This is a genomic window from Streptomyces odontomachicola, assembly GCF_039605595.1.
In the GTDB taxonomy this organism is placed as follows: domain Bacteria; phylum Actinomycetota; class Actinomycetes; order Streptomycetales; family Streptomycetaceae; genus Streptomyces.
In genome coordinates this window covers 167,808-181,290 of the sequence record NZ_JBCFOK010000007.1, presented here as the reverse complement: position 1 = coordinate 181,290, position 13,483 = coordinate 167,808, and the positions used below count along the sequence as shown (strand labels likewise).

Genomic DNA, 13,483 nt, shown 5'->3' with positions numbered 1-13,483 from the left:
TGTGGTTCCGCACCCCGCGACTCGCTGCGGGCCTCCGCTTCTGCCGCCCGCCTCCCCCCCCCACTAGCTGTGGGCCATCGTTCCGTCGGGGCGGAACGGGTGGGCACAGCGGACCGCAGCCCCCAGCGTCAGCGCCCCCGCACCAACGGGGCCCGGGGCGGAGCCCCGGTCAGCGGAGGATCGCTGCGGATTCCGGAGGGAGTTGGAGCACGTCGCCGGTCACCGCCGTGCCGGGGGACCACGCGGCCAAGAGCGCGAGGTCCCCCGCGGGCAGGGGAACGGCAGCCGGCGCCGCGCCGAAGTTCACCGCGACGTGCAGCGGCCCGTTGCGCAGCAACAGCCACCGCGCGTCGGCGTCGTACCCCACTTCCGCTTCCCCCAGCGGCGTATGCGCCAGCACAGGATGCTCATGCCGCAGCGCGACCATCCGCCGATGCCACGCCAACAGCCGCGCGTGCGGCGTACGTTCGACCTCGGACCAGTCGAGACACGAGCGGCGCCGAGTCGCGGGATCCTGCGGATCGGGGATCTCCGACTCCGCCCACCCATGCGCCGCGAACTCCCGCCGCCTCCCCTCCCGTACCGCCTTCGCCAGCTCCGCGTCCGTATGGTCGGTGAAGAACTGCCACGGCGTGGACGCCCCCCACTCCTCGCCCATGAACAGCATCGGCGTCCCCGGTGCCAGCAGCACCAGCGCCGCCGCGCAGCCCAGCAGTCCTGGGGAGAGCGAGGCGGACAGGCGGTCGCCCTGGGCGCGGTTGCCGATCTGGTCGTGGGTCTGCGCGTACGCCAGGAAGCGGTGCGCGGGAACGGGCGCGAGCGAGGTGTCCACGGCCCGCCCGTGTTCACGGCCGCGGAACGAGGAGTACGTACCGTCGTGGAAGAACGCGCCGGTCAGCGTCTTGCGCAGGGCGTACAGCGGTTCGCGCGCGAAGTCCGCGTAATACCCCTGGGACTCGCCGGTCAGCGCGGCGTGCAGCGCGTGGTGGAAGTCGTCGTTCCACTGGGCGTGCAGGCCGTGCCCGTGCACGGTGCGCGGCGCCGTCGTACGCGGATCGTTCAGGTCGGACTCGGCGATCAGGAACAGCGGCCTGCCGGTGTGCGCGGCCATCGCGTCCACGGCGCGCGAGAGCGCGGCGAGGAAGTGGTCGGCGCGGGTGTCGGCGAGCGCGTGCACGGCGTCCAGGCGCAGCCCGTCCAGGTGGAAGTCGCGCAGGAAGGCGAGCGCGCTGCCGATGAGGTAGGCGCGCACCTCGTCCGAGCCGGGCGCGTCGAGGTTGACGGCCGCGCCCCACGGGGTGCGGTGCGTGTCGGTGAAGTACGGGCCGAAGGCGGGCAGATGGTTGCCCGAGGGGCCCAGGTGGTTGTGCACCACGTCCAGTACGACGCCGAGGCCGTGGCCGTGTGCCGCGTCCACGAAGCGGCGGAGTCCGTCGGGGCCGCCGTACGGTTCGTGCACGGCCCACAGGGACACGCCCTCGTACCCCCAGCCGTGCCGGCCGGGGAACGGGCAGACCGGCATCAGTTCGACGTGCGTCACGCCCAAGTCGGCGAGGTGGCCGAGGCGTTCGGCCGCCGCGTCGAAGGTGCCCTCCTCGGTGAAGGTGCCGACGTGCAGCTCGTAGAGGACGGCGCCGGGGAGGGCGCGGCCGCGCCACGGGTGCCGCCAGGTGTACGTGGAGGGGCACGGGGTCACCGCGCTGAGGCCGTCCGGGCCGTCCGGCTGGCGGCGGGAGCGGGGGTCGGGGAGCGGGGGGCCGCCGTCCAGGGCGAAGCCGTAGCGGTCGCCCGGGGTGGCGTCGGCCTCCGCTGTCCACCAGCCGGGGCGGTGCGGGTCGGGGGCCATGGGGTGGGTGGGGCCGCGCTCCAAGTGCAGCGTGACGTCCGTCGCTTCGGGGGCCCACACCTCGAATTGCATACGGCCCATTTTGCGCCACGCCCCCGCCCTGCGCTGGTCGCCTTGCGCTACGGGGCGCCGCGTGATTGCCCCTTTTTCACCGGGGCTGCGCCCCGGGCCCCGGGTGGGTGCGTGGCTGGGCGGGTGCGGCGGCGGGAGCGGAGGCCCGCAGCGAGGCGCGGGGTGCGGAACCACAGCCCCGGCGCGACGGCTCGTACGCGGCTCTCCGGGGACGCCGCAGACCGGGCGGAGGCCCGGCCGGAGGCGCGGAGCGTCGTAGGGCGGGCCGTCACTCGCAAGTCGGGCGCAACCACACACCCACATCCCGCCGCAGCGGGAAGTCACCCACAGCGGAAGCGGTCGGCGGTGACATCGCTATCCGCGGAGACGCGAGGCGCGCTTGGCCGGTCACGTGTCATTGTTCGGCTACCGAACCCCACCCCGCCTGGACACCCGCTCGTACGCTGCGGAGAATCGTCCGCATGACGTCGATCGAATTCAGCGGTAATCCGCCGCGGCTGTCCGATGCGGAGCGGGACCGTGCGCTCGACGTGCTGAGGGAGGGGGCGGCCCAAGGGCGGCTGTCCCAGGACACGTTCATGCGCCGGATGGATGTGGTGCTGCGCGCCCAGTGGCAGGGCGAGCTGCACGCCGTGCTGTACGACCTCCAGGAGCCCAGGCAGCGCAACAGCGGCTGGCTGACGCAGGCGATCGGGAAGGTGTCGGCGTTCCCCGGCGCGCTGCGCAGGGCGTGGCAGGCGGAGCGGCTGCCGGAGCTGCTGCTGCCGCGCCCCGGCCCGTACCCGTTCAGCATCGGCCGCGCCCCCGGTTCGATGCTGCGGCTCACGCACTACACGGTCTCGCGCATACACGCGCAGCTCCGGACCACGGAGAACGGCTGGTCGCTGCGCGATCTGGGGTCGAGCAACGGTACGTGGGTGAACGGGAGCCGCGTGACGGGCTCGGTGCGCGTGCGGCCGGGGGACCAGGTGAGGTTCGGGCAGGTCGGCTTCCGCCTGGGCGAACCGGACTGGCACGCGGCGCCGCCGCCCCAGTCCACGACCCCTCCGGCGACCCCGACGACTCCGCCGGCGGTCCCGCCGCCGCCCCAACGCCCGCCACAGTAGGCGGCGTTCCGCGGTTCCGGGGTTCTGCGATTCCGGGGTCCCGCGGTTCGGACCCCAGCGGCATCGCTGAGTACGTGGCCCCGTACGGGAGAACCCCTACGGGGCCGAACCCGTAAGGGCGCAGCCCTTACGGGTCCCGCACGAGCAACGCCACCGGCCCATCGGCGAACAGCCCGGCCACCGCACATCCGCCCGCACCCCCTACGGGGCGCCCGGAGAGGACATCGCGCCACCGCCCCTCCGGCAGCGGCAGCCGCGTGTCGCGCCAGCCGCCCGCCGCGTGCAGCCGGAGCCCGAGCCGGGTCACGGCGGTGACCACACGTTCCGACCTGGTGAAGGCCAGGCAGTGCGGCGCCGCCTCGCCCTCCGCGTACAGCGGCCTGTACGTGCCGGAGTCCGAGAACCACTCGGAGTGCGAACTCCGGAGCCGCAGCGCGATGCGGGTCAACTCCTGCTTCTCGCGCGAGAGTTCACACGCGTCGACCGCCTCCGAGACGTCGCCTTCCCCCAGTGGCGCGCGGTTGTCCGGATCGGTCAGCGCCCGGTACACGCCCTCGCTCCCCTGATACACCTCCGGGACCCCCGGCATGGTGAGCTGGAGCAACGCCATGCCCAGGACATTGGCCCGTACATACGGGGCGAGGGAATCCAGCAGCGCGGCCAGCGGCCCCCGCGCCCCCGGCTCCGCCTCAGCGACGGCGGCAGCGAAGCGTTCCGCTTCGTCCTCGTACGGCGCGTTCCGCTCCGTCCACGTCGTCCGCAGCCCCGCCTCGCGCACGGACTTCAGCAGCCACCCGGAGAGTTGGCCCGGTTCACCGCCGCCGCCCAGGCCGAGGACCGTCTGCCAGGCGGTCCACGCGGTGTGCCGGTCCGGCGCGAGACCGGTGAGCGCGTCGGTCCACGGGTCGGCGAGGAAGCCCGACCAGCGCTCGGGGCACTCGGTGAGCAGCGCGATCGCGGCCCGTACGTCCGCGCTCCGCTTCGTGTCGTGGGTGGAGAGCACGGTGCCGGCGAAGGGGTGGTCGCGCTGCCGGGCGGCGCAGTACGCGTGGAAGTCGTCGGGCGGCACGGCGGGCCGCCCGGGTTCGCCGCCCACCTCGCAGGCGGAGAGCAGTGGCACGTACCGGTAGAAGGCCGTGTCCTCAAGGGACTTGGCGCGCAGCGCCGACGCGACCTGCCCGAAGCGGGCGGCGAAGTCCCGCCGGTCACCGGCCGCGCGGGCGGGGGCCCCGGCGTCCGGCGCCAGTTCCCGCCCCAGCGCGGCATCCCGTACGAGGTCGACCGCGCGCACCTCGTCCGCCCCGCCGCACGCCTCCCGCGCCCCCTCGGCCGCGGCCTCGACCAGGGCCACGTCCCGCTCACTCACCTCGGGGTTCCCCTTAGGGGGCACGTCGACGTACGGCCGGTACACCGGCAGCCGCACCAGCACCTCGCGCAGCGCCGTGCGTACCGCCTCGGCCGAGTGGTCGCGCAGCCCGGCCGCCCCGGCGATCCGCAGCGCGGTGCGGGTCAGCCGCTCCGTCTCGGCGACGAGTTCATGCCGTACGAAGTCACGCGCGGCGGCCCGTGCGGTGGGCTCCCACGCGCCGCCCGCCTCAGGGTCGGCGCCGGTGAACTGCCCGTAGAGCGCGGTGAGTTCGCCGTACCCGTAAGGGTCGAGGAAGGCGCCGTCGATGCGGTGCAGCGCGTCGTACCCGGTGGTCCCGGCGACCGGCCAGGAGCCCGGCAGCTCCTCGTCCCGCGCGAGGATCTTCTCGACGACCGTCCAGCGGCCGCCGGTCTCCCGGCGCAGGCGGGAGAGGTACGGGCCCGGGTGCGCCAACCCGTCGGGGTGGTCGACGCGCAGCCCGTCGGCGACGCCCTCGCGCAGCAGCCGGAGCAGCGTCGCGTGGGTCGCGTCGAACACCTCGGGGTCCTCGACCCGCACGCCGATGAGCTCCGAAATGGTGAAGAAACGGCGGTAGTTGAGCTCGGTGCGGGCGAGACGCCACCAGGCGAGCCGGTAGTGCTGCGCGTCGAGGAGGGCGGGGAGGGGGAGCCCTTGGGTGTTTTCCCGTAGGGGTAGGGGGCGCCCCCGGTACAGAAGAGTGGCATGGGGGTCTGACAGAGGGGGGTCCGCCTGTGGGGGAGGCGGCGGCTGGGGCGCCGACGGGTCGTGGTCCGGCAGAGCTGGGTCCGACAGGGCCGGGGCCGTCATGTGGTCGAGTTCCTCGTCCAGGGGGCCGGCGAGGATGGGGAGGAGGACGCGGGTGGTGTCCGTGGGGGCGGGGCCCTCGTGTCGCGGGCCCGGTTCCGTATCGCCGCCGCCTTCCCACTCGATGTCGAACCAGCGCGCGTACGGCGAGGTCGGCCCCTCCCTCAGGACGCTCCACAGGGGAGCGTTCGCGCGGAGGTCCTCGGGGACCGCCATGTGGTTCGGGACCGTGTCGAGGATCAGGCCCATGCCGTGGGACCGCGCGGTGCGGGACAGGGAGCGCAGGCCCTCCTCGCCGCCCAACTCCTCGCGTACGCGGGTGTGATCGGTGACGTCGTAGCCGTGGGTCGAACCGGGCGCGGCGGTCAGCACGGGCGACAGGTGCAGGTGCGAGACGCCCAGGGCGGCGAGCCGGGGTACGGCGCGTTCGGCGGCGGCGAAGGGGAAGCCGGGCTGGAGCTGGAGCCGGTAGGTGGCAGTGGGGGCGGCTGCGGGGAGCGGGGCGTCCGGCGTCATACGAACCTACGTACCCGCGCTCGGTGCTTTCGTGCGTCCTGTCCCTCGGGTGCCCGAGGCGTGCGGGTTAGCTTCGGGCGATGGCTGGAGCGCTGCTGGCGACCTATCGGACGGTGATCGGCTTCTCGGGGCCGCTGCTTCCGGTGGTGTCCTTCCTCGGCAGGCTCCCGACGGCCATGTGCCAGCTCGGCAGCGTGCTGCTGGTGGCCGCGACCAGCGGCAGCCTCGGCACCGCCGGCATCGTCGGCGGGGCGCTCGCCGCGGGACAGACCGTGGGGGGTCCCGTGGTGGGGCGCCTCGCCGACAGGTTCGGGCAGCGGCCCGTCGTGCTGTGGGCCGCGCTGCTGAACGCCGTCGCGGTGGCCGCCCTGGTGGCCGCCGCGCTCCTGCGTACGCCGACCGTGCCGCTGTCCGTGATCGCGCTGCTGGCCGGTCTGAGCGTGCCGCAGGTCGGGCCGATGTCCCGGAGCAGGCTGGTGGCGATGGCGCGCGGCGCCGAGGCCGACGAGCGCACCGTGTCGGCGGCGCTCTCCTTCGACGGGACGCTGGACGAGATCTCCTTCGTGCTGGGCCCGGCGCTGGTCGGGGTGGCCGCGACCGTGGCGCACCCGGCGGCGGCGCTGATCCTCGCCGCGGCGCTGCTCGCGGTGTGCGGTTCCGCCTTCGCGCTGCATCCGACGGCGCGGCGGGTCGCGCGGGCACCCGTAGGGGAGGGGCCCGTACGGGGCGCGGCCCTTAGGGGGCGGGTGCTTAGGGGGTGGGCCCGTAAGGGCTCAGCCCTTACGGGGCGGTCCCGTAAGGGCTCGGCTCCTACGGGGTGGACCCGTAAGGGCCGGGCCCCTGCGGGGTGGGCCCGCAAGGGGAAGCCGCCCCATCGCGACCCGCGCACCGTCCTCGCGCTGCGCGCCTCGGCCGCCTTGCAGGGCGGGATGTTCGGTGCGTGCCAGGCCGGGATCACTGCGCTGACCGCCGACCTGGGCGCGGCCGAGCACTCCGGTCTTGTGTACGGGGCGATGGGCGTGATGAGCGCGTTCGCGGGGCTGGCGATGGCCTCCGTGCCGCCGTCCGTCCCGCTGCCGCTGCGGTGGCGGCTGGCGACCGGCGCGGCGCTGGTGCTCGCGCTTCCGCTGCTGGTGGTGGGGTCGCTGCCCGCGCTGTACGCGGTGGTGGTCGTGCTGGGCGCCGCGTACGCGCCGCACCTCATCACGCTCTTCGGGCTGACCGAACGGGCCGCGGACGAGCGCCGGTTGGCGGAGGTCATGGCCTTCATGACCAGCGCGATCGTGGGCGGCCAGGCCCTCGCGCTGGCCCTCTCGGGCCCGCTCGCCGAGGCGGCGGGCCCGCCGGCCGCGTTCGCCGTGGCGGTGGGTGCCGCCGCGCTGGCCTGCGCGCTCGCGTGTGTGATCAGGCCCGGCGGGACCGCCGCGTCGCGTTCTCGCGCGGGGCAGCGGCTCCCCGCTTCGCCGGACACCCCCATGCTCCGCCGCAGCGGAGGGTGACCACCGGTCGAGTGGCCGGCGGTGACAGCGGAACGGGCCCACACGGCGCGGGCCCCCAGAGCGGAGCGCCTCACGCGGGCCGCTGGAGAACCACCAGGCTCCGGTCCGTCAGCGTGATCCGGTCGCCCGCCTGGACCTTGTTCCCGGTGTCGCCCGGCGGTTCCTCGCGGGCCGTGTCCACCACGACCTGCCACTGGCGGCCCTGGTCGGCGGGGACGGTGAAGTCCAGCGGCGCGAAGTGCGGGTTGAACATCAGGAGGAAGGAGTCGTCCTCGATCCGCTCGCCGCGGGTGCCCGGCTCGGAGATGGCGCTGCCGTTGAGGAACACCGTCAGCGCGTTGGCGTGCGCCGCCTGCCAGTCGCGCTGCGCCATCTCCTCGCCCTCCGGTGTGAACCACGAGATGTCGGAGAGCTCGTCGTGCGTGCCCTCGACCGGGCGGCCGTGGAAGAAGCGGCGCCGCCGGAACACCGGGTGCTCCCGGCGCAGCCACACCATCCCCCGTACGAAGGCGAACAGCTCCTCCGCCTCCGAGGCCCCGTCGTCCCCTTCGCCGTCCGGCTGCGGCCACCGGACCCAGGAGAGCTCGCTGTCCTGGCAGTACGCGTTGTTGTTGCCGCCCTGGGTGCGGCCGAACTCGTCGCCGTGGCTGAGCATCGGCACGCCCTGCGAGAGCATCAGCGTGGCGAGGAAGTTCCGCATCTGGCGGCGGCGGAGCTTGCGTACCCCGGGGTCGTCGCTGTCGCCCTCGACGCCGCAGTTCCACGAGCGGTTGTAGCTCTCGCCGTCCCTGTTGCCCTCGCCGTTGGCCTCGTTGTGCTTCTGGTTGTACGAGACGAGGTCCCGCAACGTGAAGCCGTCGTGGCAGGTCACGAAGTTGATGGAGGCGAGCGGGCGGCGGCCGTCGTCCTGGTAGAGGTCGGAGGATCCCGTCAGCCGCGAGCCGAACTCGGCGAGCGTGCGCGGCTGACCGCGCCACAGGTCGCGGACGGTGTCGCGGTAGCGGCCGTTCCACTCCGTCCACAGCGGCGGGAAGTTGCCCACCTGATAGCCGCCCTCGCCCACGTCCCACGGCTCGGCGATCAGCTTCACCTGGCTGACCACGGGGTCCTGCTGGACCAGGTCGAAGAACGAGGACAGCCGGTCCACCTCGTGGAACTGCCTGGCCAGCGTCGCCGCCAGGTCGAAGCGGAAGCCGTCCACGTGCATCTCGGTCACCCAGTACCGCAGCGAGTCCATGATGAGCTGGAGCACGTGCGGCGACCGCATCAGCAGCGAGTTCCCGGTGCCCGTGGTGTCCATGTAGTAGCGGGGGTCGTCCGCGAGGCGGTAGTACGAGGCGTTGTCGAGGCCGCGGAAGGAGAGGGTGGGCCCCAGGTGGTTGCCCTCGGCCGTGTGGTTGTAGACGACGTCGAGGATCACCTCGATGCCCGCCTCGTGCAGCGCGTGCACCGCCTGCTTGAACTCCAGCACCTGCTGGCCCCTGTCGCCCCAGGACGCATAGGAGTTGTGCGGCGCGAAGAACCCGATGGTGTTGTAGCCCCAGTAGTTGGCGAGCCCCGCCTCCGAGAGCCTGTGGTCGGTGACGAACTGGTGCACCGGCATCAGCTCGAGCGCCGTCACGCCCAGCGAGGTCAGATGGTCGAGGACCGCGGGGTGGGCCAGCGCCGCGTAGGTGCCGCGCAGTTCGGGAGGGAGCGCGGGGTGCCGCATCGTCAGGCCCTTCACATGGGCCTCGTAGATCACCGTGTGGTGGTAGTCGGTGCGCGGCGGGCGGTCGTCGCCCCAGTCGAAGTAGGGGTTGACCACGACCGAGGCCATGGTGTGCGGTGCGGAGTCCAGATCGTTCCGCTGCTCCGGGGAGCCGAAGTGGTAGCCGAAGACGGCCTCGTCCCAGTTGACGCTGCCGCTGACAGCGCGCGCGTACGGGTCGAGCAGCAGCTTCGCGCTGTTGCACCGGTGGCCGCGCTCGGGCTCGTACGGACCGTGCACGCGGAAGCCGTAGCGCTGGCCCGGCATCACCCCGGGCAGATAGGCGTGCCGCACGAAGGCGTCCGACTCGCGCAGCGCGACGGCCGTTTCGGAGCCGTCGTCATGCAGGAGGCACAGCTCGACGCGCTCCGCCGCCTCGGAGAACACCGCGAAATTGGTGCCCGCGCCGTCGTACGTGGCGCCGAGCGGATACGCCTGTCCCGGCCAGACCTGCATGCGGGCATCTCTTCCTGTCGCGGGTGCCGTCGGTCGTGGGCTGCACCGCAGCATCCTTGCGTACGCGGGGCCGCACACTCGAAGCCATCCGTCATCTTCCCCCGGATGGGCGCCGACCTGCACCCCGTACACGAGCGTGGCGCGGTGCGGCGCTACCGTCCCTGCCCGCGGCGGGAGTTGACCGGGGTTCCGGGTGCGGTCCGGTGCCCGGATCGGTAGGCTTCCTTGATCGAACAGCGGGGTCCGGAAGGCGGTGCGCAGGTGGGCTCGGGAGGACTTGAGCTCCCCCCAGGTGAGGGCGGTGAGAGCGACACCGCCGAGGTGCCTGCCGGGGCGGTGTCGCTGGCACGCCCCATGGAGATCGGCGCGGATCTGGAGTGGAGCGCCGACGCGTGGGCCGAGGTGCGCACCCGCGCGCAGCGCGCAGGGCGCGCCTACATCTGGCTCAATCTGGTCGAACAGCGCATGCGCGCCGTGGTCGCCGCCGTCCTGCGCCCGATATACGAGCCGGTACACGGCGACGAGTGGGTCATCGCCGCGGCCGGACCCGCGGGGCAGGAGTGGGTGCGCAGGGCGGTCGCCGTGCGCGAGGTGAGCCGCCGCAAGGGCTATCTGCTCGACCCCGCCGACGACAACATCCTCTCCTTCCTCACGCTGCCGCAGCTCCGCGAGCTGATGGTGCAGCACTGGCCGTGCTTCGAGCCGTACTTCGCCGACCGGCGCGAGGTGGAACTCGCCCTGGACGAGCTGGAGGTGGCCCGCAGCGCGGTGGCCCGCAACCGCGCCCTCTCCGAGACGGTCCTCGCGCAGGCCGAGCGCATGTGCGCGAAGCTCCTGGAGGTGCTGGGCGCGCCGGGGGACCAGTCGCCGATGTCGCAGCGGCTGCCGGTCGACGCGGTGGAGAACCTGGTGGGCGACCGGTTCGCCGACGTGGTGGCGGTGCACTCCGACCGGGTGCGGCTCCAGCGCAGGCTGCCGGCGGAGGACCTGTTCGGCGGCGCGCGCAGGCTGGACGCCGTCGGCATCGGGCTCAACCTGCTGGTGCAGAACTACTCGGGCCGGCGTCTCCTGCGGCTCGCCGAGTCCGGCTGCCGCATCAGGCTGCTGTTCCTCAACCCGGCCAGCAGCGCGGTGCGCCGGCGGGAGCGCGAACTCGGCCTGAAGAAGGGCGAGCTGAGCCGGTCCGTGGAGACCAACATCCTGCACATGCGCCGCGTGCGGGCCAGGCTGCGGGACACCGCCGCCTTCGAGATCCACGTCTTCGACGAGACGCCGCGCTTCACCGCGTACCTGGTGGACGGGGACAGTGCCGACGGGCTCGCGGTGGTGCAGTCCTACCTGCGCCGTGTGCGCGGCATGGAGGCGCCGGTGCTGGTGCTGCGCGGCGGCGGGCGCAATCTGGTCGAGGGCGGCGGCCGCGGCAAGCCGCAGGACGCGGACGCGCAGAGCGGGCTCTTCGACGTCTACCGCGAGGAGTTCGAGACGGCCTGGGCGGACTCCCGGCCGGTCTCCTGAGGGCCTTCCTCCCGGGCGCGCGGTGGCGCGCCGGGGCGGCGGATCAATTCGATTGAGCGAGACGAACCGTCTCGCCTAATGTCGGCGGCATGCAGACGACCTCATCCCGTGCGGGACGCCCCGCGCACATCGCCATGTTCAGCATCGCCGCGCACGGCCATGTGCGGCCGAGCCTGGAGATCGTCCGGGAGCTGGTGCGGCGCGGCCACCGGGTCACCTACGCCGTCCCGCAGGCGCTCGCCGGCGTCGTCGCGGAGACCGGCGCCGAGCCGAGGGTCTTCCCCTCCACGCTGCCCTCCCCGGACGCCGACCCCGAGGAGTGGGGCACCGAACTCGTCGACCAGCTCGAACCGTTCCTCGACGACGCGATCCAGTCCCTGCCGCACCTCGCCGCGCTGTACGAGGGGGAGGGCGGGGGCGAGGACGCGGGGGACGTTCCCGACCTGGTGCTGGCCGACTCCGCCTCGTTCGCCTCCCGGGTGCTCGCGCACCGCTGGGGCGTCCGGCACCTCCAGCTCACCGCGCACATGGTCGGCTGGGACGGCTACCGGGAAGAGGTGGCCGAGCCGAAGTTCGCCGAGCTGCGGCGTACGGAACGGGGGCGCGGCTACTGGCGCAAGTGGCGCGAATGGCTGGACGGCAACGGCATCGCCACCGACACGGTGACCTTCATGGGCGAGCCCGACCGCGCCCTCGTACTGATCCCCAAGGCGCTCCAGCCGCACGCCGACCGCGTCGACGAGAGCGTCTACACCTTCGTCGGGCCGTGCCTGTACGCGGGCGAGCCGGGCGGCGAGGACGCGTGGCAGCGGCCCGCCGGCGCAGGGAAGGTGCTGCTCGTCTCGCTCGGCTCGGCGTTCACCAAGGAGCCGGACTTCTACCGGGAGTGCGTGAAGGCGTTCGGCGACCTGCCCGGGTGGCATGTGGTGCTCCAGATCGGCCGCCATGTGTCCGCCGGTGAACTCGGCCCCGTACCCGGCAACTTCGAGGTGCGCTCGTGGGTCCCGCAGCTCGCGGTGCTGCGGGAGGCCGACCTGTTCGTCACGCACGCCGGCGCGGGCGGCAGCAGGGAGGGGCTGCTCACGGGCACGCCGATGATCGCGGTCCCGCAGGCCGCCGACCAGCCCGGCAACGCCGCGATGCTGGAGTCCCTGGGCGTGGCCCGGCACCTGCCCAAGGAGGAGGCGGACGCGGCGGCACTGCGCGCGGCCCTGGAGTCGCTGGACGGCGACCCGGAGGTGGCGGCCCGCTGCGCGGCGATCGCCGAGGAGATCCGCGCGGAGGGCGGAACGGAGCGGGCGGTGGAGGTGATCGAGGGGATGCTGAGCAGGGAGGCGCGGTGACCGAGGGGCGCTGAGCGGTTCCTGAGTGACGCGGGGCGGGGCCGTCCCGCCCCGCCTATGCTCGGCGCATGGCTGGTCACGAGGGTGTGTATGTGGCGCTGTTGTGCGGGATCAACGTCGGTGGGCGCCGCAAGGTTCCCATGGCGGAGCTGCGGCGGCTGCTGAGCGAGGAGCTCGGGTGGGGCGGCGTGCGCACCCATCTGCAGAGCGGCAACGCGGTGTTCCGCACCGCGGACCCCGAGCCCGGGGAGCGGCTGGAGCGCGCGCTCGCCGGGCACTTCGGCTTCGAGGTGCGGTGTGTGCTGCGCACCGCCGCCGAGCTGGACGCCGAGGTCGCCGCGTGCCCCTTCCACGTGGAGGGCATCGACCCCGCGAAGCTGCTGGTGCTCTTCCTCGACGAGACGCCGGAGCCGGGGCACTTCGACGCGCTCGACCCGGCGGCGTACGCGCCGGACGAGTTCCGGCAGGTCGGGCGCGCGGTGTACTGCCGCTTCCCGGACGGCATGGGGCGCAGCAGGCTGCCCGCCGCGCTCACCTCTCTCCGGCCGCGGCTCACCGCAACCGGGCGGAACTGGCGCACGGTCAACCGGCTGCTGGAGATGGCGGAGGAGACGTAGGCGAGCCCCGGGGGACAAGGGGGTAGTGGTCCGGTTGTGGGGTCCGGTGCCCGGGGCGGCGACGGAGCGTTCCCGTCCGCTCGCGCTCGGCATCCCCGCTTCGTTGTATGCGTCACACTTCGGCGAGCCGCGCTTGAGCCGCGCGTTCCGCTGCGCCAGGGTTTCGAAACGTCGCCCGCCGCGCCTCACCCCCACGGGGCGCGGCGGGCCGTTCAATGTTCAGCCAACTCGGGCCCCGGTGCGCGCTGTTCGGCATTCGAGAAATGCAACGAACACGTTGACGCTGCACGCCAAATGCTGGCATGCTCCTTCTTGTGAATCAGTCCGCGAAACTCGTAGCGCGCCTGCACGTCGATCTGCGACGGCACGCCAGCGCCATCTGTGCCGCTGGCGCGTGACGCACGCCCTCCGACTGATCTTCATCGCGCCCGCCGCCGTCTGCCGTTGACGCAGGGCGGCTGAGTTCCCCCCCCCCCCGCAGGCCGGACCCTTCCGAACCCTTCCGGTCGCATCGGCGCGAATTTCCTTCCCCCGTTCCGTGGTGATTTCCGCGTACCCGATCGCGGTTC

At 73.4% G+C, this 13,483-nt stretch carries 10 protein-coding genes; 6 read left to right on the top strand and 4 right to left on the bottom strand.

Annotation, left to right across the window (positions count from 1 at the left end):
- Window positions 1-169: 169 nt before the first annotated feature.
- The gene (treZ, locus tag ABEE00_RS15335; RefSeq protein ID WP_345746012.1) at window positions 170-1,918 is read right to left on the bottom strand and encodes a malto-oligosyltrehalose trehalohydrolase; all 1,749 of its coding nucleotides are present in this window, start codon (window positions 1,916-1,918) and stop codon (window positions 170-172) included.
- A gap of 461 nt (window positions 1,919-2,379) precedes the next feature.
- On the opposite strand from treZ, the gene ABEE00_RS15330 reads away from it, so the two are divergent.
- Entirely contained in the window at window positions 2,380-3,024 is a 645-nt protein-coding gene (locus tag ABEE00_RS15330; RefSeq protein WP_345746011.1) for a DUF1707 and FHA domain-containing protein, read from the top strand.
- Window positions 3,025-3,151: 127 nt separating this feature from the next.
- On the opposite strand, the gene treY is transcribed toward ABEE00_RS15330, so the two are convergent.
- Entirely contained in the window at window positions 3,152-5,734 is a 2,583-nt protein-coding gene (gene treY, locus ABEE00_RS15325) for a malto-oligosyltrehalose synthase (protein WP_345746010.1), read from the bottom strand.
- Between the two features lie 80 nt (window positions 5,735-5,814).
- On the opposite strand from treY, the gene ABEE00_RS15320 reads away from it, so the two are divergent.
- Window positions 5,815-7,233, top strand: a complete 1,419-nt coding sequence (locus ABEE00_RS15320; protein ID WP_345746009.1) for an MFS transporter — start codon at window positions 5,815-5,817, stop codon at window positions 7,231-7,233.
- 70 nt (window positions 7,234-7,303) lie between these two features.
- Here ABEE00_RS15320 and glgX read toward each other — a convergent pair whose 3' ends face one another.
- A complete protein-coding gene (gene glgX / locus ABEE00_RS15315; protein ID WP_345746008.1) occupies window positions 7,304-9,439 on the bottom strand; it encodes a glycogen debranching protein GlgX in 2,136 nt (711 codons plus the stop codon).
- A 261-nt stretch (window positions 9,440-9,700) separates the two neighbouring features.
- Between glgX and ABEE00_RS15310 the strand changes: the two genes are divergently transcribed.
- The 3 genes from ABEE00_RS15310 (at window position 9,701) to ABEE00_RS15300 (ending at window position 12,914) form a co-directional block, all read left to right on the top strand.
- Window positions 9,701-10,954 carry an SAV2148 family HEPN domain-containing protein gene (locus tag ABEE00_RS15310; RefSeq protein ID WP_345746197.1) on the top strand — a complete coding sequence of 418 codons (1,254 nt, stop codon included), beginning with the start codon at window positions 9,701-9,703 and terminating at the stop codon, window positions 10,952-10,954.
- 89 nt (window positions 10,955-11,043) lie between these two features.
- Window positions 11,044-12,297, top strand: a complete 1,254-nt coding sequence (locus ABEE00_RS15305) for a macrolide family glycosyltransferase (RefSeq protein ID WP_345746007.1) — start codon at window positions 11,044-11,046, stop codon at window positions 12,295-12,297.
- 68 nt (window positions 12,298-12,365) lie between these two features.
- A complete protein-coding gene (locus ABEE00_RS15300; protein WP_345746006.1) occupies window positions 12,366-12,914 on the top strand; it encodes a DUF1697 domain-containing protein in 549 nt (182 codons plus the stop codon).
- 212 nt (window positions 12,915-13,126) lie between these two features.
- Here ABEE00_RS15300 and ABEE00_RS15295 read toward each other — a convergent pair whose 3' ends face one another.
- A complete protein-coding gene (locus ABEE00_RS15295; protein WP_345746005.1) occupies window positions 13,127-13,282 on the bottom strand; it encodes a hypothetical protein in 156 nt (51 codons plus the stop codon).
- On the opposite strand from ABEE00_RS15295, the gene ABEE00_RS35825 reads away from it, so the two are divergent.
- Window positions 13,259-13,312: a hypothetical protein gene (locus ABEE00_RS35825; RefSeq protein WP_451918597.1), complete on the top strand. Its 54-nt coding sequence runs from the start codon at window positions 13,259-13,261 to the stop codon at window positions 13,310-13,312. The genes ABEE00_RS15295 and ABEE00_RS35825 overlap by 24 nt on opposite strands.
- Window positions 13,313-13,483: the final 171 nt, after the last annotated feature.

What these genes read in the sequence shown, in the direction of transcription:
- treZ (WP_345746012.1), bottom strand. Translation starts at nt 1,918, where the DNA reads ATGCAATTCGAGGTGTGGGCCCCCGAAGCGACGGACGTCACGCTGCAC.
- ABEE00_RS15330 (WP_345746011.1), top strand. Translation starts at nt 2,380, where the DNA reads ATGACGTCGATCGAATTCAGCGGTAATCCGCCGCGGCTGTCCGATGCG.
- treY (WP_345746010.1), bottom strand. Translation starts at nt 5,734, where the DNA reads ATGACGCCGGACGCCCCGCTCCCCGCAGCCGCCCCCACTGCCACCTAC.
- ABEE00_RS15320 (WP_345746009.1), top strand. Translation starts at nt 5,815, where the DNA reads ATGGCTGGAGCGCTGCTGGCGACCTATCGGACGGTGATCGGCTTCTCG.
- glgX (WP_345746008.1), bottom strand. Translation starts at nt 9,439, where the DNA reads ATGCAGGTCTGGCCGGGACAGGCGTATCCGCTCGGCGCCACGTACGAC.
- ABEE00_RS15305 (WP_345746007.1), top strand. Translation starts at nt 11,044, where the DNA reads ATGCAGACGACCTCATCCCGTGCGGGACGCCCCGCGCACATCGCCATG.
- ABEE00_RS15300 (WP_345746006.1), top strand. Translation starts at nt 12,366, where the DNA reads ATGGCTGGTCACGAGGGTGTGTATGTGGCGCTGTTGTGCGGGATCAAC.